The organism is Bradyrhizobium nitroreducens, from assembly GCF_002776695.1.
GTDB lineage: Bacteria > Pseudomonadota > Alphaproteobacteria > Rhizobiales > Xanthobacteraceae > Bradyrhizobium > Bradyrhizobium nitroreducens.
Window position 1 is genome coordinate 470,858 of sequence record NZ_LFJC01000003.1, and the last position, 23,373, is coordinate 494,230.

24 protein-coding genes and 1 other RNA gene are annotated in these 23,373 nt (G+C 65.4%); 8 read left to right on the forward strand and 17 right to left on the reverse strand.

The window, feature by feature from the left end; translation table 11 throughout:
* Positions 1-30: 30 nt before the first annotated feature.
* The 5 genes from TSA1_RS02375 to TSA1_RS02395 form a co-directional block, all read right to left on the reverse strand.
* A complete protein-coding gene (locus TSA1_RS02375) occupies positions 31-1,158 on the reverse strand; it encodes a muconate cycloisomerase family protein (RefSeq protein WP_100174932.1) in 1,128 nt (375 codons plus the stop codon).
* Positions 1,155-1,910 carry an SDR family NAD(P)-dependent oxidoreductase gene (locus TSA1_RS02380; RefSeq protein WP_100174933.1) on the reverse strand — a complete coding sequence of 252 codons (756 nt, stop codon included), beginning with the start codon at positions 1,908-1,910 and terminating at the stop codon, positions 1,155-1,157. Before TSA1_RS02380 ends, TSA1_RS02375 begins: the two co-directional genes overlap by 4 nt.
* The gene (locus TSA1_RS02385) at positions 1,910-2,704 is read right to left on the reverse strand and encodes an amino acid ABC transporter ATP-binding protein (RefSeq protein ID WP_100174934.1); all 795 of its coding nucleotides are present in this window, start codon (positions 2,702-2,704) and stop codon (positions 1,910-1,912) included. Before TSA1_RS02385 ends, TSA1_RS02380 begins: the two co-directional genes overlap by 1 nt.
* On the reverse strand, positions 2,701-3,363 hold the full coding sequence (locus TSA1_RS02390; protein WP_100174935.1) for an amino acid ABC transporter permease: 663 nt from the start codon (positions 3,361-3,363) through the stop codon (positions 2,701-2,703). The genes TSA1_RS02385 and TSA1_RS02390 overlap by 4 nt, the downstream gene beginning before the upstream one ends.
* Positions 3,364-3,484: 121 nt before the next feature.
* Positions 3,485-4,330 (reverse strand): transporter substrate-binding domain-containing protein, encoded by an 846-nt coding sequence (locus tag TSA1_RS02395; protein ID WP_100174936.1) that lies wholly within the window; start codon positions 4,328-4,330, stop codon positions 3,485-3,487.
* 183 nt (positions 4,331-4,513) lie between these two features.
* Here TSA1_RS02395 and ffs point away from each other — a divergent pair.
* The 5 genes from ffs (at position 4,514) to TSA1_RS02420 (ending at position 8,022) form a co-directional block, all read left to right on the forward strand.
* An RNA gene (ffs, locus tag TSA1_RS02400) (signal recognition particle sRNA small type) lies at positions 4,514-4,610 on the forward strand.
* Positions 4,611-4,705: 95 nt separating this feature from the next.
* Entirely contained in the window at positions 4,706-6,544 is a 1,839-nt protein-coding gene (locus TSA1_RS02405; RefSeq protein ID WP_100174937.1) for a DNA polymerase III subunit gamma/tau, read from the forward strand.
* Between the two features lie 27 nt (positions 6,545-6,571).
* Complete coding sequence (locus TSA1_RS02410; protein ID WP_100174938.1) at positions 6,572-6,892, forward strand: YbaB/EbfC family nucleoid-associated protein; 321 nt, start codon at positions 6,572-6,574, stop codon at positions 6,890-6,892.
* A gap of 1 nt (position 6,893) precedes the next feature.
* Entirely contained in the window at positions 6,894-7,496 is a 603-nt protein-coding gene (gene recR, locus TSA1_RS02415; protein WP_100174939.1) for a recombination mediator RecR, read from the forward strand.
* Between the two features lie 91 nt (positions 7,497-7,587).
* Positions 7,588-8,022 (forward strand): hypothetical protein, encoded by a 435-nt coding sequence (locus TSA1_RS02420; protein WP_100174940.1) that lies wholly within the window; start codon positions 7,588-7,590, stop codon positions 8,020-8,022.
* 136 nt (positions 8,023-8,158) lie between these two features.
* Here the strand turns inward: TSA1_RS02420 and TSA1_RS02425 are convergent, their stop codons facing one another.
* Positions 8,159-9,526, reverse strand: a complete 1,368-nt coding sequence (locus TSA1_RS02425; RefSeq protein WP_100174941.1) for an AmpG family muropeptide MFS transporter — start codon at positions 9,524-9,526, stop codon at positions 8,159-8,161.
* Positions 9,527-9,667: 141 nt separating this feature from the next.
* Positions 9,668-10,864 (reverse strand): DNA recombination protein RmuC, encoded by a 1,197-nt coding sequence (locus tag TSA1_RS02430; protein WP_174718711.1) that lies wholly within the window; start codon positions 10,862-10,864, stop codon positions 9,668-9,670.
* A 171-nt stretch (positions 10,865-11,035) separates the two neighbouring features.
* On the opposite strand from TSA1_RS02430, the gene def reads away from it, so the two are divergent.
* The 3 genes from def (at position 11,036) to truA (ending at position 13,544) form a co-directional block, all read left to right on the forward strand.
* Positions 11,036-11,560 (forward strand): peptide deformylase, encoded by a 525-nt coding sequence (gene def, locus TSA1_RS02435; RefSeq protein ID WP_100174943.1) that lies wholly within the window; start codon positions 11,036-11,038, stop codon positions 11,558-11,560.
* 209 nt (positions 11,561-11,769) lie between these two features.
* Positions 11,770-12,693, forward strand: coding sequence for a methionyl-tRNA formyltransferase (gene fmt, locus TSA1_RS02440; protein ID WP_100174944.1), 924 nt, complete (start codon positions 11,770-11,772; stop codon positions 12,691-12,693).
* Between the two features lie 113 nt (positions 12,694-12,806).
* Positions 12,807-13,544: a tRNA pseudouridine(38-40) synthase TruA gene (truA, locus tag TSA1_RS02445; protein ID WP_100174945.1), complete on the forward strand. Its 738-nt coding sequence runs from the start codon at positions 12,807-12,809 to the stop codon at positions 13,542-13,544.
* Between the two features lie 134 nt (positions 13,545-13,678).
* On the opposite strand, the gene dapE is transcribed toward truA, so the two are convergent.
* The 10 genes from dapE to rnpA all read right to left on the reverse strand — a co-directional run bounded on the left by dapE (position 13,679) and on the right by rnpA (position 23,372).
* Positions 13,679-14,845: a succinyl-diaminopimelate desuccinylase gene (gene dapE, locus TSA1_RS02450; RefSeq protein ID WP_100174946.1), complete on the reverse strand. Its 1,167-nt coding sequence runs from the start codon at positions 14,843-14,845 to the stop codon at positions 13,679-13,681.
* Positions 14,842-15,495 carry a DUF805 domain-containing protein gene (locus tag TSA1_RS02455; protein WP_100174947.1) on the reverse strand — a complete coding sequence of 218 codons (654 nt, stop codon included), beginning with the start codon at positions 15,493-15,495 and terminating at the stop codon, positions 14,842-14,844. The genes dapE and TSA1_RS02455 overlap by 4 nt, the downstream gene beginning before the upstream one ends.
* A gap of 269 nt (positions 15,496-15,764) precedes the next feature.
* Complete coding sequence (gene dapD / locus TSA1_RS02460; RefSeq protein WP_100174948.1) at positions 15,765-16,610, reverse strand: 2,3,4,5-tetrahydropyridine-2,6-dicarboxylate N-succinyltransferase; 846 nt, start codon at positions 16,608-16,610, stop codon at positions 15,765-15,767.
* 205 nt (positions 16,611-16,815) lie between these two features.
* A complete protein-coding gene (locus TSA1_RS02465) occupies positions 16,816-17,505 on the reverse strand; it encodes a pyrimidine 5'-nucleotidase (RefSeq protein WP_100174949.1) in 690 nt (229 codons plus the stop codon).
* Between the two features lie 195 nt (positions 17,506-17,700).
* On the reverse strand, positions 17,701-18,687 hold the full coding sequence (locus tag TSA1_RS02470; RefSeq protein ID WP_100174950.1) for a DUF1036 domain-containing protein: 987 nt from the start codon (positions 18,685-18,687) through the stop codon (positions 17,701-17,703).
* Between the two features lie 155 nt (positions 18,688-18,842).
* Entirely contained in the window at positions 18,843-19,730 is an 888-nt protein-coding gene (gene argB, locus TSA1_RS02480; protein ID WP_100174951.1) for an acetylglutamate kinase, read from the reverse strand.
* 252 nt (positions 19,731-19,982) lie between these two features.
* Complete coding sequence (locus TSA1_RS02485) at positions 19,983-20,348, reverse strand: DUF423 domain-containing protein (protein ID WP_100174952.1); 366 nt, start codon at positions 20,346-20,348, stop codon at positions 19,983-19,985.
* Positions 20,348-21,001 carry a ribosome biogenesis GTP-binding protein YihA/YsxC gene (gene yihA, locus TSA1_RS02490; protein ID WP_100174953.1) on the reverse strand — a complete coding sequence of 218 codons (654 nt, stop codon included), beginning with the start codon at positions 20,999-21,001 and terminating at the stop codon, positions 20,348-20,350. Before yihA ends, TSA1_RS02485 begins: the two co-directional genes overlap by 1 nt.
* Before the next feature lie 105 nt (positions 21,002-21,106).
* Entirely contained in the window at positions 21,107-22,957 is a 1,851-nt protein-coding gene (yidC, locus tag TSA1_RS02500) for a membrane protein insertase YidC (protein WP_100174955.1), read from the reverse strand.
* A 16-nt stretch (positions 22,958-22,973) separates the two neighbouring features.
* Complete coding sequence (gene rnpA, locus TSA1_RS02505; RefSeq protein WP_100174956.1) at positions 22,974-23,372, reverse strand: ribonuclease P protein component; 399 nt, start codon at positions 23,370-23,372, stop codon at positions 22,974-22,976.
* Position 23,373: the final 1 nt, after the last annotated feature.

The following is a 23,373-nucleotide window of genomic DNA, read 5'->3' on the forward strand; positions in this document are numbered from 1 at the left end:
GACCGAGTTTGTAGCGATGCTGGCGGCCCCTCACGCCTCCGCCAGCACCCTTGCATTGGCGCGGATCGAAGCTTCGCTGACGCGGATGCCGAGGCCTGGGCCGTCGGGCACCACGACATGACCCGCGCGGTTGGCGACGCGCTCTTCCAGCACGTCCTCGGTCAGCACATGATGCGGCATGTAGAATTCGCAGCCGAGCGAGATGCCCGGCGTCGCCGCGATCAGCTGCGTTCCGGCGGCGAGGCCGATGCCGCCCTCCCACAGCGTGCCGCCATAGCCGGGCAGGCCGGCGATGTCGGCAATCGCCATGATCGCCTGCGCCTCGAACAGACCGCCGGCCTTCATCAGCTTGATCGAGACGGCGTCGGCCGCCTCGCGGCGCACCACCTCCATCATGTCTCGGCGGTCGAAGCAGCTTTCGTCGGCGAGCACGGGCGTTTCCAGCGCTGCGGTGAGTTGCGCCATCACGTCGAGATATTTGCGCGGCACCGGCTGCTCGATGAAGGTCGGCGCGAACTCCTCGACATCGCGCAGGATCTTGATGGCGCCGAACGGCGCCAGCGCCTGGTTGTAGTCGACGCGCAGATCGACCTTGTCGCCGAACTCCTTTCGGATCGCCGCGAGGTGATCGAGATCCTCGCGATGCGGCTTCACGCCGGTCTTGACCTTGTAGATGACATTGCCGTCCGGAACCATCTTGCGCATGCGCTCGAGATCGGCGGAAAAGTCGGGATCGGCGATCGAGAAGGAGAGGGGAATGGTGTCGCGCACGCGGCCGCCGAGCAGATCGGCGACCGAGAGTCCCGACGATTTGCCGACGATGTCGAGCAGCGCCATCTCGATTGCGACTTTTGCTTCGGCATGGCCGACCAGCGTGCGGTCGAGCTCGGCCATCAGCGCGCGGATGCGGCGCACCGGCTTGCCGAGCACGATCGGGCGCAGATAGATGTCGAGCGCGGAGAACGCCGCTTCCGGCGTTCCCGTGAACACCTCCCACGGCGCCGCCTCGCCCCAGCCGATTACGCCGTCACTTGACGTGAGCTCGATCAGCACGCGCTTCACCGTGCCCTTGACGTTGCCCACGCCCTGCAGGCGCGCCATCCTGATCGGGCTTTCGATCAGGAACAGCCTGATGCGTGCGATGGTTGCTTCGGTCATGTCAGGCCTCCATTGACGTGCCAGATCTGGCCGGTGACGTAAGATGCTTTCGGGGATGCCAGGAAGGCGATGATCTCGGCGACTTCCTCCGGTCGTCCGCGGCGACGCATCGGGATCAGCGCCTCGGTCGCGGCGATTTGCTCGGGCGACAGCCGGCTCTCGCTCGGCTTGTCCTTGACGATGAGGCCCGGCGAAACCGCATTGACGGTGATGCCGTCTTTCGCGAGCTCGATCGCGGTCAACCGCACCAAGGCTTCCAGCGCGGAGCGGCTTGCGGCCGTCGCCGCGAAGGGCGCGAATTCGGGCCGGATCGCGTGTGCGACGAAGGACGACACCGCGACGATGCGCGCATCGTGGCCGGCGCGTAGCAGCGGCAAGCCCGCCTCGACCATTCGCGTGAAGGCCAGCGCGGACTCGTCCATCGCTTGCCGGAACTGATCCGCCGGCGTGCCGATCGCGCTGCCGCGGCGGGCGTGGCCGCCGACCAGGATCAATCCGTCGAGCCGGCCGAAGGCGGCTTTTGCGCCGGCGATGGCGTCGGAAACCGCGGTCTCCTCGGCGAGATCGCCGAGGCATTTTGCGACCACCGCGCCTTTCGCTTCGGCTTCCGCCGCCGTGGCGTCGAGGCCTTCCGCGTTCGAGCGTGTATGGAGCAGCAGCGCGGTGCCGGACGCTGCGAGCAATCTGACGGTGGCGCGGCCGATGCCGCTGGCAGCACCGGTGACGAGATAGACGCGATTGATATCGGGCATCAGGATACTGCGTTGGCCGGCGGTAATGCGCCGGTGCGATGGAAATGGCTGAGGAAGGCGCGCGTGGCGCTTTCTTTCGGATTGTCGATCACCTGCCGTGCCGGACCTTCCTCGACCACGACACCGTCGCGCATGAAGATCAGGCGGTCGGCGACCTCGCGCGCGAACGCGATCTCGTGGGTCACGATCACCATGGTCATGCCTTCGGAGGCCAGCTGCTGGATCACGTTCAGCACCTCGCCGACCAATTCGGGGTCGAGCGCCGAGGTCGCCTCGTCGAACAGCATCACGTCAGGCTCCATCGCGAGCGCGCGGGCGATCGCGACGCGCTGCTTCTGTCCGCCGGACAGCGTCGCGGGATATTGGTCGGCCTTCTCGGCAAGACCGACCTTGGCGAGCTGCGCCCGCGCCAGCTTGTCGGCGTCGGCCTTGGCCATGCGCCGCACCGTGACCGGCCCCTCCATCACGTTCTGCAGCGTCGTCATGTGCGGGAACAGGTTGAAGTGCTGGAACACCATGCCGGTGGTGGCGCGGAATCTTGCCAGCGACTTCACATCGGGCAGTTTTGCACCTTCACCGAATGAAAAACGGGTGTCGCCGACGCGGACGCTGCCGCCGTCGGGCACGACAAGGAGATTGATGCAGCGAAGCAGCGTCGATTTGCCGGAGCCCGATGGGCCGATCAGCGCCACGACGCCGCCCTTGGCGACGTCGAGGTTGATGTTCTTCAAAACCTCGTTGCTGCCGAAGCTCTTGCGCAAGGCCCTGATCTCGATTTTGGGCGTCTCGCTCATTCGCTCACCGCCAGTCGCTTCTCGCCGCGGCGGACGATGATGGTGAGCGGGATCAGGATCGCGGCATAGGCGACCGCGACCGCGGTGTAGGTCTCCAGCGGCCGGTAGCTGTCATGGGCTGCGACCTGACTCTGGTAGACCAGGTCGGGCACCGCCAGCACCGAGACCAGCGAAGTGTTCTTGAACTGGATGATCGACTGGTTCATCAGCGCCGGGATCATGCGCTTGATCGCCTGCGGCAGCACGATGCGCCGCATGCTCTGGCCCGGCGTCATGCCGAGCGCGGCGCCGGCTTCGGACTGGCCCTTGTCGATCGAGATGATGCCGCCGCGGATGATCTCCGAATAGAACGAGCCGCCATAAAGTGAGAGCGCCAGCGCCGAGGCGGTGATCGGCGTCATCTCGACTCCGGCGAGGATCGGCAGCGCGTAATAGAACCAGATCAGCTGCACCAGGATCGGCGTGCAGCGAAAGGCTTCGATGAAGGTGAGGGCGAGCAGGCGCAACGCCCTGAAGCGCGACAGGCTGCCGAAGGCCCCGAGCAGCCCGAACAGCAGCCCGCACACCACGATGACGATCGTGAAGCCGATGGTGACGCCGAGCCCGTTGAGAAACAGCCAGCGATAGCTCCAGAGGATGCCGAAGTCCCACTGATACATGTGTTTGTTTACTCGTCGTGGGTGCCGTTGGCACCGTCATTCCGGGGCGCCCGAAGGGCGAACCCGGAATCTCGAGATTCCGGGTCCGATGCTTCGCATCGCCCCGGAATGACGGTCGAAGTTACAGCGAGACGCCCGGCGGAATGTCCGCTTCCGTCACGCCCACCAGCTCCATGTTGGTGATGATCGCGTTGCGGATGAAGCCGAGGCCCTTGTTGAAGTCGATCCAGGTGTTGACGTAGTCGCGCCAGGTCTTGTCGGCCTCGCGGCGGAAGCCGGCATTCGACGTCGTCGCGAAGATCGGTGTCGGCAGCACCAGCTGGCCGAGCGACGGGTTCTTCTTCAGCACGGTCAGCGACAGCATGGTGATCAGGCACTGCGCGTCGACGCGGCCGGTCTGCAGCGCGGCGGTGGCGTCGTCGGCGGTCTTCAGCCGCGTGATCTGCGCCTTCGGCGTCAGGCGGCTGACCACCTGGTCGTGCGAGGAGCCCTGGTCGACCGCGATCTTGATGTCGGGCGAGTTCAGCTCGGCCCAGCTCCTCGGCTTGAAGTCCTTCTTGCAGAGAATGGCGAAGGCGTTGTTGAAGACCGGCACGGAGAAATCGACCACCAGCGCGCGCTTCGGGGTCGGGTTGAGGCCGAAGAAGATGTCGATCTTGTTGGCCTGCAGGTCGAGCACCGAATTGCCCCAGGTGGTTTCGGTGATCTCGAGCTCGGCCTCCATGTCGTCGGCCAGGCCCTTGGCGATGTCGATGTAGAAGCCCTTCCACTGGCCGCTGGAAAGATCCTTCATGTAATAGGGCGCGCCGCCGCCAACCGCGCCAATCCGCATCTTCTTGGTGCGGCGGATGCGGGCGAATGTCGATTCGTTGGGATCGGCAGTCTGGGCCACGGCCGGGGCGGCCAGCGTGGCTGCGGCGACCGCGCCGAGTCCGACAATCGATGCAACATCACGACGTGTAACCATTGGGATCAATCGCTTTTCTGGTTGGATGGAGTTCCGGCAAGGTTCTTAGCAAGGTGGTGCAAACAGAGAAAGCACAGCCTATCGGCTGGGCAGGTCCGGAATTGCCCGGATGCTGGGCAAACTCGATCCGTTCGAGCCGATACCCGCTTGCTTTCCGCTTCCTTTGGCCCCAAATAGGGACCGGGAGATTGGCGGTGGACGAGCCACTCGCCAACCGGGTCAGGTCCGGAAGGAAGCAGCCCTAACGAGGTCCGGATCGGGTCGCTCGTCAGTCTCCTACCTGTTTTTCCGAGCGAATTGCGCCGGCGGGCCTTCCCGCCAGCGCGCTCCTTTCCGCAAAAGCCGGCCGAGAGACATTTCATTGCGGATCGACCGATGACCGACGCTGGCGCCCCCCCAAATCCTGATAGCGCCGGCCCCGCCGGCAACGCGCCTTACCGGGTGCTGGCGCGCAAATACCGCCCTTCCAGCTTTGACGATCTGATCGGCCAGGAGGCCGTGGTCCGCACCGTCTCGAATGCGTTCGAGACCGGCCGCATTCCGCAGGCCTGGATCCTCACCGGCGTCCGCGGCGTCGGCAAGACCACCACCGCGCGCATCCTGGCCCGGGCGCTCAACTACGAGATGCCGGATGGCTCGGTGAAGGGCCCGACCATCCACATGCCGACTTTGGGCGTGCATTGCCAGGCGATCATGGAGAGCCGGCACATGGACGTGCTGGAGATGGACGCGGCCTCGCATACCGGCGTCGACGACGTCCGACAGATCAATGACAGCGTGCGCTATGCGCCGGCCAGCGCCCGCTACAAGGTCTACATCATCGACGAAGTCCACATGCTGTCGACGGCGGCGTTCAACGCCTTCCTGAAGACGCTGGAGGAACCGCCGGAGCACGCCAAATTCGTGTTCGCGACCACCGAGATCCGCAAGGTCCCGGTCACGGTGCTGTCGCGCTGCCAGCGCTTCGACCTGCGCCGGGTCGAGGCCGACGTGCTGATGAAGCACCTCGCCAACATCGCGGCGAAGGAAAACGTCGAGATCGAGCCCGAGGCGCTCGGCATCATCGCGCGCGCCGCCGAAGGCTCGGTGCGCGATTCGCTGTCGCTGCTCGACCAGGCCATCGCGCATGCGGCCGGCACCGTGAAGGCCGACGCCGTCAGGCAGATGCTGGGCCTCGCCGACCGTACCCGCGTCATCGACCTGTTCGATTCGCTGGCGCGCGGCGACATCGCGGCCGCTTTCAAGGAATTCCGCGATCAGTACGACGTCGGCGCCGATCCGATCGTCGTGCTCTCCGACCTTGCCGAATTCGTCAATTTCGTCACCCGCGTGAAGATCGTGCCGGCGACCGCCGACAACGTCGCCTATGGCGAGACCGAGCGCGTGCGGGCGAAGGAATTCGCCTCGAAGATCTCGATGCGCGTGCTGTCGCGGATGTGGCAGATGCTGCTCAAGGGCATCACCGAGGTGCAGGCCGCGACGCGTCCCGCCGCGGCCGCCGAGATGGTGCTGGTGCGCATCGCCTATGTCGCCGACCTGCCGACGCCGGACGAAGCGATCAGGATGCTGGAGCAGAACGGCGGCGGCTCACCGGTCGTGAACGGCGGCGGAGCTGCGCGCAGCAGCGCGCCATCCGCGCCGATGGCGTCGGCCGCGCCGGTGTCCGCTCCGCCCGTGCGCATGCCGACATCGTCACCGACCGCGTTCGGTGGTGGCGCCCGGCCGCAGATGGTGGCGCCCGCGCCGGATCCGCAAGGGGCGGCACCCCAGCTGCGCGTCACGAGCTTCACCCAGCTCGTCGCGCTCGCCGGGCAGAAGCGCGACATCATGACCAAGAGCGCGCTCGAAGGCGACATGCGCCTCGTCCGTTTCGAGGAGGGCCGGCTGGAAGTCGCGCTCGAGCCCAACGCCTCCAAGACCATGATCTCGGAGCTTGCCAAGAAATTCGAGCTGTGGACCGGCCGGCGCTGGACCATCGTCGTCTCCAACGAGCAGGGCCAGCCGACGCTGCGCTCGGTGAACCAGGCCGCCAAGCAGGAGCATGCGCGCACCGCGGAGGCCGATCCCCGCGTGCAGGAGGTGCTGTCGCGCTTCCCCGGCGCGAAGGTCGTCGAGGTCCGCAGGCTTGCCCCCGAGGCGCCGGAAGCCAATATAAACGCCGACTATGGCAGTGACGATCCGCCCGACGGTTCCGACGGCGACGACGATCTCTGAGCCATTTCTTTTCAAGGACGAACACCGATGGCTGATTTTCTCGGCATGATGAAGCAGGCAGCGCAGCTGCAGTCCAAGATGCAGGAGATGCAGGACCAGCTCGCTAACGTCGAGGTCGAGGGCATCTCCGGCGGCGGTCTCGTCGCCGTGCGCATGACCGCGAAGATGGACGTCAAGGGCGTCAAGATCGATCCGTCGCTGATGAAGGCGGAAGAGCGCGAGGTGCTGGAAGACCTGCTCGTCACCGCGTTCGGTGATGCGCGCCGCAAGGCGGAGGCCGCGATGCAGGAGAAGATGCAAGCCCTCACCGGCGGGCTCGGCCTGCCGCCGGGGTTGTTCGGCCAATAGTATGGGCGCGGTTGCAGGTCCAGAAATCGAGCGGCTGGTTCAGCTGCTTGCACGGCTGCCGGGCCTTGGCCCGCGCTCGGCGCGGCGCGCGGCGCTGCATCTGATCAAGAAGCGCGAAGCGCTGATGATGCCGCTGGCCTCGGCCATGCAGGTGGCGCTCGACAAGGTGCAGGTCTGCAAGACCTGCGGCAACATCGATACGCAGAATCCCTGCACCGTCTGCACCGATCCGAAGCGCGATCCCGCGATCATCGTCGTCGTCGCCGACGTCGCCGATCTCTGGGCGCTGGAGCGGGCCAATGCGACGCAAGGGCGCTATCATGTGCTCGGCGCGACATTGTCGCCGCTCGACGGTGTCGGCCCGCAGGATCTCACCATCGACGCGCTGGTCGCGCGTGCCCATGCCGCCGAAGTGCACGAGATCATCCTGGCGTTGAATGCGACGGTCGACGGCCAGACCACCGCGCATTACATCACCGATCTGCTTCAGGACGCCAATGTGAAGGTGACGCGGCTCGCCCACGGAGTTCCCGTCGGCGGCGAGCTTGATTATCTCGATGAAGGTACGCTATCGGCAGCGATGCGGCAGCGCACCCTGTTCTAGAGCGTTTTCGAGCGAAGTGGATACCGGTTCGCGTGAAGAAAACGCGTCAAAACAACAATCTCCATCCCAAGATCTCACGGAACGCAACGACATGACGAAACTTTTCGCCACACGATTGGCTTTGGTCGCGACGATGGCGATGCTGGCAACCCCGGCCATGTCAGCGCAGCAGGACGACGGGGCGCCGCCGCCGTCGAAGCCCGGCAAGCCGATCAACACCGGCGACGTGCTCTCGGGTGCCTTGAACGCGATGAAAGTGCGCGACGTCAAGAACGGCAAGCGGGTGCCGATGTATCAGATCACGTCCGAGCCGCGCCGCCTGCCGGCGCCGAACGGGCTGTGCAATCTGGAGACCGGACCCGAGACCTTCCAGCTCGTCACCTCCAGCGATGCGCAGGCCACGCAGTTGAAATCGTTCGTCGGCAAGGAGATCTCGGTGAAGGTCGACGAGGTCGCCTGCGCCAGCGACCCCGGCCAGATGAGCGAGGCCGTGATCACGAAGTGGAGCCTGATCAAGAAGCAGTAGGGCGGCCTGGCTCTTCCCCCGGTTCCGGTGTCATCGCCCGCTACGCGGGCGATCCAGTATTCCAGAGACGACAGTGATTCCTCGACGGGCCGCGGCGTACTGGATGCCCCGCTCTTCGCGGGGCATGACGGGACCGTCACACCCGCACCGGCCCCAGCGCGTCGAAATGCCCGCGCCTCTGCAGCCAGGCCAGCAGCACCAGGCTCGGGATCGCCACCAGCACGCAGATCACGAAGAACAGCGGCCAGCCGGTCGCCGCGGCCACGAAGCCGGCCCCTGACGACAGATAGGTCCGCCCCACCGCCGCGAGCGCGGTGAGCAGCGCATATTGCGTCGCCGTGTGCAGCGGGTTCTGGCACAGCGCCGAGAGATAGGCGACGAAGATCACGGTGCCGATGGCGCTGGTGAAATTCTCGGCGCAGATCGCGAACGCCAGCGCCCATTGATTGGTGCCGACCACTGCGAGCCAGGAAAACGACAGATTGGCCAGTGCCTGCACCACGCCGCCGATCCACAGCGATGTCGCCAGCGGATAGCGCCGCGCCACGAAGCCGCCGGCAAAGCCGCCGATCAGCGTGGCGGCGAGGCCGACGCCCTTCACGATCGCCGCATAATCGTTGCGGGTAAAACCGAGGTCGATCACGAACGGCGCGGTCATCGTGCCGGAGAACGCGTCGGTGAACTTGAACAGCACGACGAAGGCGAGTGCGACGAGGGCATCCTTGCGCGTCAAGAATTCCGAGAAGGCGCCGACCGCCGCGTGCAGCACGCGCGTGAATGCGCTGTCGGCCTGTGTCGCGGCATCGGCCCGCTCCGATTGCTCGGGCTCGGTCGCGGCCAGTGCCGTGATCGTGCCGATCAGCACCATCGCCGCCATCACCACATAGCCCCACATCCACGCCGAGGTGCGGGTGATGCCTGTGCTCTCGAAGCCGGAGACGATGAACAGCGCGCCCGCGGTCGAGACCAGCATGCCGATCCGGTAGGCCGCGACGTAGGCGGCCATGCCGGCGGCCTGCTCGCTCTCGGGCAGGCTCTCGACGCGGAAGGCGTCGACCACGATGTCCTGCGTCGACGACATCGTCGCCACCAGCAGCGCACCGAGCGCGACGTAGAACGGCGAACGGCCGGGGTCGGTCATCGCGAGCAGCAGGATCGCGACGATCAGCAGCAATTGCGAGAACAAAAGCCAGCCGCGCCGCCGCCCGAAGGCGCGGGTGAACAGCGGCACATGCAGCGCATCCACCAGCGGCGCCCACAGGAATTTCAGCGTGTAGGGCGTGCCGACCAGCGCGAACAGCCCGATGGTCTTGAGGTCGACGCCGGCCTCGCGCATCCACACCAGCAGCGTCGAGCCCGACAACGCCAGCGGCAGGCCGGACGAGAAGCCGAGGAACAGCACGATCAGCACCCGCGGTTGCAGGTACACGGCAAGGCTGTCGCGCCAGGAGGTGGCAGGGGTTTCGGTGGCGGCAGTTCCGGAGGTGGCGTCGGGTGCTGTCATGAGGCGGTGTTAGCAGATTCTGGCCGTGATGCCTCTGCCACAAATCCCGTCATGGCCGGGCTTGTCCCGGGCATCCACGTTCGTGGTGCCGTTGAAAAGTCCGTGGATGGCCGGGACAAGCCCGGCCATGACGGCACAGCGTCACTCCCCCGCCTGGAGCTTCCGCGGAAACAGCTCGCCCGCGCCCGCCACCAGCTTCGGCCCTTCGGCTGCATCGCTCTTGCTGAAATCGAGCTCCTCGATCCGTCCCGCGCGCTTCTCGATCTTGTCGGCGGAGATCAGGATCTGGCGGACGTCCTCGTTCGCGTCGGAGAAATGTTTCTGCAGCTTGACCACGCGGTCCCTGAGGCGTCCCAGATCGTCGCCGAGCTTGATCACTTCGGTCTGGATCTGGTCGGCGGCATCGCGCATGCGCGCGTCCTTCATGATCTGCTGCATCACCTGGATCGCCAGCATCAGGAGCGAGGGCGACACCAGCACGACGCGGGCGCGATAGGCCTTCTGGATCACGTCGTCGAAGCCGTCATGGATCTCGGCGTAGACCGATTCCGACGGCACGAACATCAGCGCCATCTCCTGGGTCTCGCCGGTGATGAGGTATTTTTCGGCGATGTCGCTGACATGCTTCATCACGTCGCCGCGCAGCCGCTGTGTGGCGATGCGCTTCTCCTCGTCGGTGCGGGCGTCGTGCAGCGCCGTCATTGCTTCCAGCGGGAACTTCGCGTCGATGCAGAGCGGACGCTGGTCCGGCAGGAACACGACGCAGTCCGGCCGCTTGCCGGTCGAGAGCGTGAACTGGAACTCGTAGGCGCCCTTTGGAAGACCGTCCTGGACGATCGCCTCCATTCGCGCCTGGCCGAAGGCGCCGCGCGACTGCTTGTTGGCGAGCACGTCGCGCAAGGTCGTCACCTGGGTGGTGAGGTCGGTGAGGTTCTTGTGCGCGCTGTCGATGATGCCGAGCCGCTCGTGCAGGGCGCGCAGGCTCTCCATGGTGTTGCGGGTCGAGTGCTCCATGGATTGGCCGACGCGATGCGTCACCGAATCCAGCCGCTCGTTGACCGCCCGCGCCATCTCGGCCTGACGTCCCGCCAGCGCCTGGGTCATGGCATCGACCCTCCCTGAGGATTCGCTCTGGGCGCGCAGCACCTCGCTGAGGCGCTCTTCGAGCTCGTCGGCCCGGATTGCGTGCGCCATCGCAAGTTCCGCCCCGCGCCGCCCGGAGCGCGCGATCACCACCGCAATTGCCACCAGGAGGATGAGGACGAGCGTCCCGAAGCCGATCAGCGCATCGATCGTGCGCACCGGCCAGTCGCCCAGCATGAAAATGATCTCGTTCATGCCAGCCCTTCTAGCCGATTCGGCCGTTCGCACGAACGAATAGCGAACATTTCCGGTGAATGCCCGGTTAATTTTTATGGTTAACGAAATGCGAAGTTTTATGGTTAGCGAGGGGTTAACGGAGTTCCGCCCCGCATTGACCGCATCCGGCATGGGGCTTAAATCGCGGCCATGGCCCTCAGAGAAATCATCATCCTGCCCGACAAGCAGCTGCGTCTGGTCTCCAAGCCGATCGAGAAGGTCACGGCCGAGATCCGCAAGCTTGCCGACGACATGTTCGAGACCATGTACGACGCGCCCGGCATTGGCCTCGCTGCGATCCAGATCGCGCAGCCGCTGCGGCTGATCACCATGGACCTCGCCAAGCGCGACGAGAACGGCGAGACCAAGCCGCTGCCGCGCGTCTTCATCAACCCCGAGATCCTAGCCTCGTCCGAGGAGCTCTCCGCTTACGAGGAAGGTTGCCTGTCGATCCCCGAATATTACGAGGAGGTCGAACGCCCCGCGAAGGTGCGCGTGCGCTTCACCGATCTCGACGGCAAGGTGCACGAGGAGGACGCCGAAGGCCTCTATGCCACCTGCATCCAGCACGAGATCGACCATCTCAATGGCGTGCTGTTCGTCGACTATCTGTCGAAGCTCAAGCGCGACCGCGTCATGAAGAAGTTCGAGAAAGCCGCCAAGCGCGCGGAGTGAGCTAGTGTGAACGCTGCCCAGTACTCCGCTGCGCTCCCTCCCCCCTTGTGGGGGAGGGCGGGGGAGAGGGGTAGCCCAGGCGGAAGTCTATCCGTCATCCGTATCGAGTGAGTGCCGCGAACGCTTGCGCCGACAGAGCGCGTCGTGTGGCACCCCCCCCTCCCTAACCCTCCCCCACAAGGGGGGAGGGAACGTACCGAGTTCTTGCCATGCCCCTCCGCCTCATCTTCATGGGCACGCCCGATTTCTCCGTGCCGACGCTGCTCGAGCTGGTCGCGCATGGCCACGAGATCGTCGCGGTCTACACCCGCGCGCCGAAGCCGGGCGGGCGGCGCGGCCTGCAATTGCAGCCGACGCCAGTTGAAGAGGCCGCGCGAAAACTCGGCATTCCCGTGCTGACGCCGAAGACGCTGAAGACGCAGGAAGCGCTCGATGAGTTCAGCGCGCTCGATGCCGATGCGGCCGTCGTCGTCGCCTATGGCATGATCCTGCCGCAGGCGATCCTCGATGCGCCAAAACTCGGCTGCTACAATCTGCATGCTTCGCTCTTGCCGCGCTGGCGCGGCGCGGCGCCGATCAATCGCGCGATCATGGCAGGCGATGCCGAGAGCGGCGTGATGGTGATGAAGATGGATGCCGGCCTCGACACCGGCGACGTCGCCATGGCCGAGCGTCTTGCGATCTCGGACAACATGACGGCGCTCGACCTGCACGATCGCCTCTCGCGCCTCGGCGCCGACCTGATGGTGCGCGCGATGGCCGCGCTCGATCGCGGCGGGCTCCAGCTTAGGAAGCAGAGCGAGGACGGCGTCACCTATGCCGCCAAGATCGACAAGGCCGAGGCGCGGATCGACTGGAGCAAGCCGGCGCGCGACGTGCTGCGCCACATCCACGGCCTCTCGCCGTTCCCCGGCGCCTGGGCCGAGCTGGAAAATGCGCGTGTGAAAATCCTGCGCTGCGAGCTGGCCAAGGGATCGGGGGAGCCGGGCGCGGTGCTCGACGAGCAGCTCACGATCGCCTGCGGCGAGGGCGCCATCCGCATCATCGAGCTGCAGCGCGAGGGCAAGGGCCGGATGCAGGCGGCGGACTTTTTGCGGGGTGTACCGGTGAAGGCAGGTGCGCGATTCAACTAGCCGGCTCGTCATACGCGGGCTTGACCCGCGTATCCATCTTCTAACAAAACTCTTTTCTGGGCGATGGATTGCCGGGTCAAGCCCGGCAATGACGCCGGACAAAGCTGGACACGATGCCCCGCTACAAGCTCACCATCGAATATGACGGCGCGCCATTCTTCGGCTGGCAGGTGCAGGACACGCTGCCCTCTGTGCAGGGCGCGCTGGAGGCGGCCGTGAAGGCGATGACCGGCGTGAACCTGCGGGTGCACGGCGCCGGGCGCACCGATGCCGGCGTGCACGCGCGCGGCCAGGTCGCGCATGTCGATGTCGACAAGCAGTTTCCGCCGGGCCGGTTTCGCGACGGGCTCAACGCACATCTGCGCCCGCATCCGATCGCGGTGCTGGAGGCTGAGGTGGTGCCCGACAGTTTCGAGGCGCGCTTCTCGGCCGTGAAGCGCCACTACCGCTATCGCGTCGTCAACACCCGCGCCAATCTCGCGCTCGACATCGGCCACGCCTGGCGCGTGCCGCGCAAGCTCGACGCCGAGGCGATGCATGCGGCCGCGCAGCGGCTGCTCGGCAAGCACGACTTTACGACGTTTCGCGACACCGAGTGCCAGGCCAAATCGCCGGAGAAGACGCTCGACCAGCTCGACGTGATCCGTGACGGCCGCGAGATCACGATCGTCACCTCGGCGCGCTCATTCCTGCACAGCCAGGTGCGCTCGATGGTGGGCTCGCTGGTCTGGGTCGGCGAGGGCCGCTGGACCGCCGACGACCTCTCCGCGGCGCTGCAAGCCCGCAACCGCGCCGCCTGCGGCATCGTGGCGCCGCCGGAGGGGCTGTATCTGATGCAGGTGGATTATTAGATCGTGATGCCACAACAGCCGTCATGGCCGGGCCTGTCCCGGCCATCCACGCCCTTGCTTAACGGGAGCGCCGAAAACGTGGATGCCCGGGACAAGCCCGGGCATGACGGCGGAGTGTTTGGCAATATAAGCCCTCACCCAAAATACCGCGTCAGGATCCCGCGATACACTTTCGTCAGCTTCTCCAGATCGGCCACCGGCACCCGCTCGTCGACCTGATGCATGGTCTGGCCGACCAGGCCGAACTCGATCACTGGGCAATAGCTGGAGATGAAGCGCGCATCCGAGGTGCCGCCTGATGTCGACAGCTCGGGCTTGCGGCCCGTCACCTCCTCGATCGCGGCGACCGCGAGGTCGGTGAACGGGCCGGGTTTGGTCACGAACACGTTGGAGTTCGAGGGCTCCCAGACGATGCGGGCCTTGATGCGGTTGCCGCACGCCTTTGCGAGCCGCGTCTCGACCAGCTCGCGCAGGGACGCCTGGGTGTGGTTGTCGTTGTAGCGGATGTTGAATTTTGCGCGGGCTTCGCCGGGGATGACGTTGAAGGCCTTGTTGCCGACGTCGACCGAGACGAATTCGAGATTGGAGGCCTGGAACTGCGCGCTGCCGTGGTCGAGCGGCTCGTCGGAGATCGCAACGATCAGTCGTGAGATATCCGGTACTGGATTGGAGGCGCGGTGCGGATAGGCGACATGGCCCTGCACGCCGTCGACATAAAGCGTGCCCGATTGCGAGCCGCGGCGGCCGACCTTGATGGTGTCGCCGAGCGTCTCGACATTGGAGGGCTCGCCCAGCACGCAATGGTCGAATTTTTCGCCGCGCTCGGCGGCCCATTTGAGCAGCTTGATGGTGCCGTTGATGGAGACGTCTTCCTCGTCACCGGTGATCAGGAACGAGATCGACCCTGTCCCATCCGCCCGCGGCTTGCCACCATTGGCGGCGAGATGCTCCAGCACTGCGGCAACCGAGCAGGCGATGCCGCCCTTCATGTCGACCGCGCCGCGGCCGTGCAGGACACCGTCCTTCACCTCGCCGGAGAACGCGCCGACGCTCCAGGCGCTCTCGTCGCCGGGCGGCACCACGTCGGTGTGGCCGGCAAAGGTGATATGCGGTCCCTCGGTGCCGATCCGCGCATAGAGATTGTCGACGTCGGCGATGCCTCCTTCGCTGAACGTCACGCGGTGGCAAGTGAAGCCTGCGGCGCCGAGGACTTTTTCAAGCACCCCGAGCGCACCGGCGTCTTCAGGGGTTACCGAGGGGCAGCGGATGAGATCGCGGGCAATGGAGAGAGCATCGGTCATGCGCCCCGCTTAACATGCATGCCGCCGGGTGGGCTAGCGCTGGGCGGGACAATTTCGATCTCGCGGCCCTGGTCCCAGTTTTGCGCAGGGGAGGCGGGCGATGCCGAACCGTCCTCGATCTCGAGCAGCGGATCGGGGCCAAAGCGGTTATGGCCCGAGGTGCCGGGGCGGCAGAACATTTCGACGAAGCCCCACAACCACAGGGCCGATGCGCTGAGACCGAACGGAAGCATCCAGTTCGCCTTCGGCAGCAGGTCGGCGAACTGGCTGAACAGGCCGGGCAGAAAGAAGAACGGAACGATCCACCAGCCGCTCCTGTCGCGATCGTGCAGCCGCTTGATCGCCGTCGAAAGATAGATCCAGAAGAACAGCGCCATGCCGGATGTCTTGAGGATCGCGGTCGCGAGATCGGCGGATGCCAGCGCGTGGGAGGCACGGGGATCGACCAGCTTGAAGAGGTCGTCGAGACCGAAATCGAAATCGAGCTCGATGCCGAGCTTCAGGGTGGATCTGGACCCTGCGACGATCCCGATGACCTGACCGGCGATCTCCAGCAAGCCCGCCAGCAGCGCGACGATCAGCAGCGCCTGCCACAGCAATGCGCGGTTGATGCGGCCGTCGAAGCGGAAGAGATACCAGGTCCAGTCCATACGAAGAGCTCCGGGCGGTCAGGACCGCCCGGAGATTGGTCGCGATGCAGGCAGGGAGGGTTCGATGCCGTTCCCGACCCGTCATCCTGAGGCACGAGTGGCGCGACGCAGAGCATCGCGCCGGGAGCCTCGAAGGAGGAACGGCCGCGATGCAGCCGGCAGCCGGGCCGTCGCCCTTCGAGGGCCGCTGAAGGAGCGGCCGCCTCCAGCGACAACGGCTTCGCCGTTGCCCGGGGGTGACGGTGAGAGAGCGGAGCCCGTAGTCCCGATCAATCCCGCAGCAACTCGTTGATGCTGGTCTTGGAGCGTGTGCGCTCGTCGACGCGCTTGACGATGACGGCGCAGGCGGTGCTCGGGCCGATCTGGCCGTTCTTCATCGGCCTGCCGGGCAGCGCGCCGGGCACCACCACCGAGTATTCGGGGACCTCGCCCATGAAGACCTCGCCGGTCTCGCGGTCGACGATCTTGGTCGAAGCGCCCAGGAACACGCCCATCGCAAGCACTGCGCCCTTGCGCACGATCACGCCTTCGGCGACCTCGCTGCGCGCGCCGATGAAGCAATCGTCCTCGATGATCACGGGCTCGGCCTGCAGCGGCTCGAGCACGCCGCCGATGCCGGCGCCGCCGGAGATGTGCACGCGCTTGCCGATCTGGGCGCAGGAGCCGACGGTGGCCCAGGTGTCGACCATGGTGCTCTCATCGACATAGGCGCCGAGATTGACGAAGGAAGGCATCAGGACGACGTTCTTGGCGATGAAGGCCGAGCGGCGGACCACCGCGCCGGGAACGGCGCGAAAACCGGCATCGCGAAAACGGTTCGGGCCCCAGCCTTCGAACTTCGAGGGCACCTTGTCCCACCAGCTCGCCTTGCCGGGACCGCCGGCAATGACGTCCATGTCGTTGAGGCGGAAGGACAGCAGCACGGCCTTCTTCAGCCATTGATTGACCTTCCACTTGCCATCAGTGCCGCGCTCGGCAACGCGCGCCTCGCCCTTGTCCAAAGTCTCCAGCGCCTGCTCCACGGCCTCGCGCACCTCGCCCTTGGTCGAGGTCGAGATGCCGTCGCGCGCGTCGAACGCGCTGTTGATGGTGGATTCGAGGGCTGCAAGCGACATCGGAATTTCCTCTGGGAAGCGGGAATTTTGAAGGATTGGGGCGCTTTTTCGGGATTTGGAGGGGCGGAGTCAAGGCATACTCGGCCGTCATCCCGGGCAAGCGGCTGATGAGTCCCGTAGCCTGGATGGAGCGAAGCGCAATCCGGGACGGTCTCCCCGCGGCGAGATGCCCCGGATGACGCTGCGCTTCATCCGGGCTACGGACCTACCGAGAGAGCTTGCCCAAAAACCCCGTCAGATCATCCGTGACGTGATCCACATGGGCCGCGTCCCGGCCCTCCAGTTCCCAATCCTCACGCACCACCTCTTTCGTCCCGTCCGGCACCACCAGCACGGTGGTCATGCCGAGCGCGTGGGGGACGGTGAGGTTGCGGGCGAGATCCTCGAACATCGCGGCGCGAGTCGGGTCGACGGCATGGTCGCTCAGAAATTTCCGGTAGGTCCGTTCCGCCGGCTTGGGTTCGAACTCCGCGGCGATGATGTCGAACACGCCGTCGAAATGTGCGTTGAGGCCGAGCCGCGCCAGCACGGCGTCGACATGATCGACCGAGCCGTTGGTGAGGATCAGTTTTCGCCCCGGCAGCTTGGTGATGGCCGCGCCGAGCGCCGGGTTCGGCTCCAGTGGCGAATGGTCGATCCTGTGGACATAGGCGAGGTAGTCGTCGGCGGAAACGCCATGCAGGGTCATCATGCCGCGCATGGTGGTGCCGAAGCGCAAATAGTAATCCTTCTGGAGCTTTCGCGCTTCCGCCGGCGTCACCTGCAGCCAGCTGGACACGAACTCGGTGATCCGCACATCGACCTGCTGCCACAGATTGACGTGATGCGGATAGAGCGTGTTGTCGAGATCGAACACCCAGGTGTCGACGTGAGTGAAGCTGCGGGGCGAGGTCATATCAACATCCTCAGCTCGTCGTCCCGGACAAGCGCAGCGAAGCGGAGCGCCGATCCGGGACCCAGCCACAGGGAGAAATTGTTTACGGGATCGTGGTGATGTCTTGCGCCACAACCAAATCCTGTGGTTATGAGTCCCTGCGTTCGCAGGGACGACAGCGGAGAGTTTGGTCCCACCGTCATCACATCAACACCATCACGGCACGGCAAACCGCAGCGTCTTGCCGCCGCTCGACATGTCCACCACACCAAATCCCGTCGCCGCAAATCCCCGCGCGCCGCAATCGGTCTGTTCATTGGTCTCGAACTTGGTCTCGCGCGTGCAGAGCTGCCTGTCGCCGCCCCAGTTCAGCGGTCTGTCCTTCAGCTTGACGACGCGGTTGTCGGCGTCGACGGCTTCCGCGAAGCTGAAGATCTGCTTCGGCTGGCCGGTCACGTCAGGGTGCAGGCAGGTCTTGGGATCGATGCGATACCAGCCGCGGCTGGTCACGGACTTGCCGTCGTCGGTCGCGATCGCCGCCATCACCTTGTGCGGGGTGTCGTTGCACCAGGTGAGGCCGGTGGCGGACGGCGTCTGCACCGCGTCGACCATGGTCTTGAAGAAGTTTGGCGAGCCCACGATGTCCGACGACAGGCCGCGGCTCTTCAGGAACGCGGCGAGCGCGGCCTGCGTCTTCGGCCCGTCGACGCCGTCGATTGGTGCTGCGTCGTAGCCGGCGATCACCAAGAGGCGCTGGATGCCGGCAAGGCGCGCCTGCTCGTCGTCATATTCGGAATCTTCGGCGAGATAGGCAATGAGGTTGCCGTCCGTCCCTTGCGTCGGCGTCACTTGCGTGAACGCGACCTGGGTTTGGCCGCTGCGGCATTGCCGTGCCGCCGCGATGACGAAATTGTCCTGCGCGACACAGAGCATGTCGCTGCCGCTCTGCGGGATCGGGGAGGCGCCATAGACGCCGAGCGCGCGGGCGTTGAGCAGGATACGGTCGGCGGTCAGCGTGCCCTGCACCACCACACGGCAGGTGGCGGGATCGATCCTGAACCAGCCGCGCGTTGCGGTCGCCGCCTTGTCGTCGATGCCGATCGCGGCTTCGACCACATAGGACATGCGGTTGCAGATCTTGAGGTCGGCGAAGGCAGGCGCAGAGGAGAAGACAAACGAGACGGCCGCGGCCGGCAGCGTCATCAGGAAGCGGGTGAGGACCGAGCGGCGCGGCCGCTGAACTCTCCGCTCGTCATGCCCGTGCTTGACCCGGGCATCCACGTCTGCGCCGCGAGAAAGGTCGTGGATGGCCGGGACAGGCCCGGCCATGACGTTCTTTCGTCGATGCGTCCAGCTCATCACTTGTGGATCAGCGTGCCCGTGCCCTGGTTGGTGAACAGCTCGAGCAGCACCGCATGCTGCATCTTGCCGTCGATGATGACGACGCCCTCGACGCCCTGCTCGAGCGCGTAGATGCAGGTCTCGACCTTCGGGATCATGCCGCCGGAAATGGTGCCGTCGGCGATCAGCTTTCGCGCGTCCTTCACCGAAAGCTGCGGGATCAGTTTCTTCGACTTGTCGAGCACGCCCGGCACGTCGGTGAGCAACAACAGGCGCTTGGCCTTCAGCGCGCCGGCCACCGCTCCGGCAAAGGTGTCGGCGTTGACGTTCAGCGTCTGGCCTTCCTTGGACGTTGCCAGCGGCGCCAGCACCGGGATCAGCTCGTAGCCGATCAGCTGGTTGAGCAAAGTGAGGTCGACCTTTTCGGGGTCGCCGACGAAGCCGAGATCGACGGCCTTCTCGATGTGCGAGCCCGGATCGACGATGGTCCGCGTCGTCTTCGTCGCCTTCACCATGTTGGCGTCTTTGCCCGACAGGCCGACGGCCTTGCCGCCGGCCTCGTTGATGTAGCCGACGATCTGCTTGTTGACGGAGCCGGCCAGCACCATCTCGACGATCTCGATGGTGGCGGCATCGGTGATCCGCAGGCCCGCGGCGAATTCCGACTGGATGCCGAGGCGCTTGAGCATGGTCGCGATCTGCGGCCCGCCGCCATGCACCACCACCGGGTTGATCGCGGTCTGCTCCAGCAGCACGATGTCGCGCGCGAAGTTCTTGGCGGTCTCCTCGTCGCCCATGGCATGGCCGCCATATTTGATGACGATGGTTTCCTCGTCATACTGCTGCATGTGCGGCAACGCTTCGGACAGGATGCGGGCCTGGTCGAGCGGAGAGATGTCGGTCATGTCGGGGTCTCGCTGGCGGGACTAACGCGGCCTGCGTTCTATCCGATTGGCGGGCGTGGCGCAAAGTGTGGTCTTCGTACTTACCCTCCCCTGGAGGGGGAGGGTCGATCGCGCGCAGCGCGAGCGGGGTGGGGTGACGGTCTCTCCGCGATGAGCAGTGCCCGAGTGGAGAGATCACCCCACCCCGGCTCACATTTCGCTGCGCTCAATGTGAGCCGACCCTCCCTCTCCAGGGGAGGGTAAGAGAAAGCGTCACTTCCGCGCCAGCACCGCCGCCAGCGTCACCGCCAGCCAGCCCAAAATCATCACCGTTCCACCGGTCGGCGCCGCCATTGGAAACAGCGCGTGGCCGGCATAGTGCCGCAAGGTGAGGTCACCCGCGAACAGCGCGGCGCCGATCACGAAGCCGCATGCGGCGACCAGGCCAATTCCGCCGTGCAGAAGGCCACGCGTGAGCAGGGCTGTGGTCGCCAATATGGCAGTTGCATGAAACAGCAGCATGGTGCTCGCCGTGGCGAGCCGGCTGGCATCCGCGCCGTGGGCGGAGGCTGCGGCCAGCGCGACGCCAGCGGCGCCCATCAATCCGGCGAGCCCGATCAGGAGCCGGTGCGCCACCATTACTTGCTCCGCTCTTCCAAGAGCTTCGCCATCGCGGCGCGCAGGCTCTCCATGCCGGCCGAGCTGCGTGACGAGGTCGCGAGCACGTTCGGGAACGCGGCCGGATGTTTTGCCAGCGCCGCCTCGGTCTCGGCGATGCGCGCTTGCAGTTCGGAGGCCTTCACCTGGTCGGCCTTGGTCAGCACGATCTGATAGCTGACCGCGGAGCGGTCGAGCGTCTTGAGGACCTCGAGGTCGACGTCCTTGATGCCGTGCCGTGCGTCGATCAGCACGTAGACGCGCGCGAGGCTGGCGCGTCCGAGCAGGAATTTGTGGATCAGCTCGGTCCAGGACGCGACCTGGCTCTTGGGCGCCTTGGCATAGCCGTAGCCGGGCATGTCGACGAGGCGCAGGTCGTTCTTGCCGGGGACCTCGAAGAAGATCAGCTCCTGGGTGCGGCCCGGCGTATGCGAGGTGCGCGCCAGCGCGTTGCGCCCGGTGAGCGCGTTGATCAGGCTGGACTTGCCGACATTGGAGCGCCCGGCAAAGGCGACCTCCAGCCCCGCCATCGGCGGCAGCGTCTGGATCGAGGGCGAGGCCCAGATGAACTGCCAGTCGCGGGCGAACAGCTTTCGCCCGGCCTCGATCAGCTTCGCATCTTTGTCGTCGGTCATGCGAGGCTCTTTGCTTGCTGTCATTCCGGGATGGTCCGAAGGACCAGACCCGGAATCTCGAGATTCCGGGTTCGATGCTGCGCATCGCCCCGGAATGACGGGGACTTACGTCGCCTTCCTCGCGAACGTCGCCTTGAGATTGTCGAACAGCTCCACCTTCACGCCGTTGCGACGCATGATGTAGCTCTGCTGGATCACCGAGAGCAGGTTGTTCCAGGCCCAGTAGATCACGAGACCCGCCGGGAAGCCCGCCAGCATGAAGGTGAAGATCAGCGGCATCCAGTTGAAGATGATCTGCTGCGTCGGATCGGGCGGCGTCGGGTTCAGCTTCATCTGGAACCACATCGTGATGCCCATGATGATCGGCCAGATGCCGAGCGCGAGGTAATGGCCGAACACGGGAATCGTGGTCGGGTCGACCGGGATCAGGCCGAACAGGTTGAACAGGTTGGTCGGGTCCGGCGCCGAGAGGTCCTTGATCCAGCCGTAGAACGGCGCGTGCCGCATCTCGATGGTGACGAACAGCACCTTGTAGAGCGAGAAGAACACCGGGATCTGGATCACCACGGGAAGACAGCCGGCGACCGGATTGATCTTCTCCTTGCGATAGATCTCCATCATCTCCTGCTGCTGCTTCACCTTGTCGTCGGGATAGCGCTCCTTCAGCGCCTGCAGCTGCGGCTGGATCGACTTCATCTTCGCCATCGAGGCGTAGGACTTGTTCGCCAGCGGGAAGAACAACAGCTTCACGATCACGGTCACGAGCAGGATCGAGATGCCGAAATTGCCGAAGAAGCGGTAGAAGAAGTCGAGGCCGAGGAACATCGGCTTGGTGATGAAGTAGAACCAGCCCCAGTCGATCAAGAGATCGAAATGGTTCAGCCCCAGCTCCTTGTTGTAGCCGCCGAGGCCGGCGAACGGGAACACGCCGACGACGCCGGCTTCCTTGGCGCCGGCGAACAGCCGCGCATTCGCGGTGGCCGTGCCGCCGATCGCGACGGTGACGGGGTCGAGCAGATAGTCGGTCTGGTAGGTGTGGACGTTGCCGACCGGGTTCGACGAGAAGCGCGCCTGCAGCGGGGCATTGGTGTCGGGCAGCAGGGCCGAAGCCCAGTATTTGTCGGTGATGCCGAGCCAGCCATTGGTGGCCTTGAAATCGACCTTCTTGGCTTCGTCGATCTTCTTGTAGGCATATTCCTGCAGGCCCTGGTCGCCGAGATAGCCGATCAGGCCTTCATGCAGGATGTAATAGCCGGAGACCTGCGGCGCACCGTGGCGCGAGATCAGCGCGAACGGATAGAGCGTCACCGGCGCATTGCCGACATTGCTCACCTCGTCCTTGACGGTGAAGAGATAATGGTCGTCGACCGCGACGGTACGGCGGAAGGTGAGGCCGTCGCCATTGTCCCATTTCAGAACCACCGGATTCGTCGGCGTCAGGCTGCCGCTGCCGTCCTGCTGCCAGACGGTCTGGGCATCAGGCATCTTCGCCGTCACGCCGGTCGCCGCCACCCAGCCGAACTCGGCGTAATAAGGCTCTGCGGTGCCCGAGGGCGAATAGAGGATGATCGGCGGCGACTTCGGATCGACGGTTTCGCGGAATTGCACCAGCGCGATGTCGTCGATGCGGCCGCCCTTCAGCGAGATGCTGCCGACGATGCGCGGCGTGTCGATCTTCACGCGCGGGCTGGCGGCAATCGCGGCATCGCGCGCAACGACCGGCTGGGCCGCCTGGTTTGCGCCCGGCGTTGCCGGCTGTGTCGCGCCACCCGGCTGCGGCGCGGCGCCCGGGGTTGCGGAGGCGGTCGGTTGCGGCGTGGTCTTCTGCAGCTCGGCCTGTGCCTGCTGCTGGGCGCGCTGCTTCTCCATCGCCGGCACGTTGTAGAAATACTGCCAGGCGATCAGGACGAGGCCCGACAGAATGACGGCGAGAATGGTATTGCGATTGTCGGTCATCTCTAATGTCTCGTCATCAATCTGGTTTGCGGCTGGCAGCGGCAGGGACGCCTGGCTTCCGGCCACGCCCCTTCGAGGGTCCTCTGGCCGTATGCCGCGCGGGCTTCGAGAAGGCTATGCGCAGATCGTCGAGCATGGTGGCGAAGTCGCGCGAGAGCGCGTCCCTTCGTCCGACCAGGACATAATCATGATGAGGCTGCATCGATACCGGATCGAGCCGCTTCACCAGTTCGCGAAGCCGGCGCCGGATGCGGTTGCGCTCGGGGGCGTTGCCGTTCTTCTTGGTGACGGTGAAGCCGATCCGGACCGGGCCCTGGTCATCGCGGAGGCGGCTTTGCAGGACGAACGCGGGACTATTCACCCGCGCGCCATTGGCAACGGCGAGGAAATCCGCCCGCTGCCTCAGCCGATCCATG

What these genes read in the sequence shown, in the direction of transcription:
- TSA1_RS02375 (WP_100174932.1), bottom strand. Translation starts at nt 1,158, where the DNA reads ATGACCGAAGCAACCATCGCACGCATCAGGCTGTTCCTGATCGAAAGC.
- TSA1_RS02380 (WP_100174933.1), bottom strand. Translation starts at nt 1,910, where the DNA reads ATGCCCGATATCAATCGCGTCTATCTCGTCACCGGTGCTGCCAGCGGC.
- TSA1_RS02385 (WP_100174934.1), bottom strand. Translation starts at nt 2,704, where the DNA reads ATGAGCGAGACGCCCAAAATCGAGATCAGGGCCTTGCGCAAGAGCTTC.
- TSA1_RS02390 (WP_100174935.1), bottom strand. Translation starts at nt 3,363, where the DNA reads ATGTATCAGTGGGACTTCGGCATCCTCTGGAGCTATCGCTGGCTGTTT.
- TSA1_RS02395 (WP_100174936.1), bottom strand. Translation starts at nt 4,330, where the DNA reads ATGGTTACACGTCGTGATGTTGCATCGATTGTCGGACTCGGCGCGGTC.
- TSA1_RS02405 (WP_100174937.1), top strand. Translation starts at nt 4,706, where the DNA reads ATGACCGACGCTGGCGCCCCCCCAAATCCTGATAGCGCCGGCCCCGCC.
- TSA1_RS02410 (WP_100174938.1), top strand. Translation starts at nt 6,572, where the DNA reads ATGGCTGATTTTCTCGGCATGATGAAGCAGGCAGCGCAGCTGCAGTCC.
- recR (WP_100174939.1), top strand. Translation starts at nt 6,894, where the DNA reads ATGGGCGCGGTTGCAGGTCCAGAAATCGAGCGGCTGGTTCAGCTGCTT.
- TSA1_RS02420 (WP_100174940.1), top strand. Translation starts at nt 7,588, where the DNA reads ATGACGAAACTTTTCGCCACACGATTGGCTTTGGTCGCGACGATGGCG.
- TSA1_RS02425 (WP_100174941.1), bottom strand. Translation starts at nt 9,526, where the DNA reads ATGACAGCACCCGACGCCACCTCCGGAACTGCCGCCACCGAAACCCCT.
- TSA1_RS02430 (WP_174718711.1), bottom strand. Translation starts at nt 10,864, where the DNA reads ATGAACGAGATCATTTTCATGCTGGGCGACTGGCCGGTGCGCACGATC.
- def (WP_100174943.1), top strand. Translation starts at nt 11,036, where the DNA reads ATGGCCCTCAGAGAAATCATCATCCTGCCCGACAAGCAGCTGCGTCTG.
- fmt (WP_100174944.1), top strand. Translation starts at nt 11,770, where the DNA reads ATGCCCCTCCGCCTCATCTTCATGGGCACGCCCGATTTCTCCGTGCCG.
- truA (WP_100174945.1), top strand. Translation starts at nt 12,807, where the DNA reads ATGCCCCGCTACAAGCTCACCATCGAATATGACGGCGCGCCATTCTTC.
- dapE (WP_100174946.1), bottom strand. Translation starts at nt 14,845, where the DNA reads ATGACCGATGCTCTCTCCATTGCCCGCGATCTCATCCGCTGCCCCTCG.
- TSA1_RS02455 (WP_100174947.1), bottom strand. Translation starts at nt 15,495, where the DNA reads ATGGACTGGACCTGGTATCTCTTCCGCTTCGACGGCCGCATCAACCGC.
- dapD (WP_100174948.1), bottom strand. Translation starts at nt 16,610, where the DNA reads ATGTCGCTTGCAGCCCTCGAATCCACCATCAACAGCGCGTTCGACGCG.
- TSA1_RS02465 (WP_100174949.1), bottom strand. Translation starts at nt 17,505, where the DNA reads ATGACCTCGCCCCGCAGCTTCACTCACGTCGACACCTGGGTGTTCGAT.
- TSA1_RS02470 (WP_100174950.1), bottom strand. Translation starts at nt 18,687, where the DNA reads ATGACGCTGCCGGCCGCGGCCGTCTCGTTTGTCTTCTCCTCTGCGCCT.
- argB (WP_100174951.1), bottom strand. Translation starts at nt 19,730, where the DNA reads ATGACCGACATCTCTCCGCTCGACCAGGCCCGCATCCTGTCCGAAGCG.
- TSA1_RS02485 (WP_100174952.1), bottom strand. Translation starts at nt 20,348, where the DNA reads ATGGTGGCGCACCGGCTCCTGATCGGGCTCGCCGGATTGATGGGCGCC.
- yihA (WP_100174953.1), bottom strand. Translation starts at nt 21,001, where the DNA reads ATGACCGACGACAAAGATGCGAAGCTGATCGAGGCCGGGCGAAAGCTG.
- yidC (WP_100174955.1), bottom strand. Translation starts at nt 22,957, where the DNA reads ATGACCGACAATCGCAATACCATTCTCGCCGTCATTCTGTCGGGCCTC.
- rnpA (WP_100174956.1), bottom strand. Translation starts at nt 23,372, where the DNA reads ATGGATCGGCTGAGGCAGCGGGCGGATTTCCTCGCCGTTGCCAATGGC.